The 464-nt window shown below is 41.4% G+C and carries 1 pseudogene; it reads left to right on the top strand.

Annotated elements, in window-relative coordinates:
- Positions 1-464, top strand: a pseudogene (locus G9F75_RS19700) (IS3 family transposase); the annotation flags it as partial.

The raw sequence follows: 464 nt of genomic DNA, 5'->3' as shown, positions 1-464 counted from the left end.
GGAGTATTCTTCCGAATTAGAGAAACTGCAGGCAGAAAATCGTTATCTGAGACAACAGAATGAAGTTTTAAAAAAGTGCAACGAATTGGAAAGGAAGCTGATAGCGAAACGCCAGTCGAGCTTGTAGAAGCATTGCGCGGCACAATGACCATACAGGATATCTGTATTCATTTAGGTATCTCACGAGCATCTTATTATCGTTGGAAGAAGAATCTGATGAAAGATAACCCTAAATACCATTTAGAAAAACAAATCGGCACGTTGTGCCGAGAACACAAGTTTCGATATGGCTATCGGAAAATCACAGCCATATTAAAAAAGGGAATGCGTGTGAATCATAAAACGGTTCAGCGCATTATGCAGAAGAATCAGTGGCAATGCCGGGTTAAGGTGAAAAAGCGCAAGAAAGATGGGCAGCCATATGCCGTGGCCGAGAATATATTGGATCGAAACTTTCAGTCTGA

The organism is Bacillus sp. EKM208B (genome assembly GCF_011800725.1).
Lineage (GTDB): Bacteria > Bacillota > Bacilli > Bacillales > Bacillaceae > Bacillus > Bacillus velezensis.
Note: the sequence above shows the minus strand (reverse complement) of the source record. Positions and strands in the feature narration are given on the sequence as shown.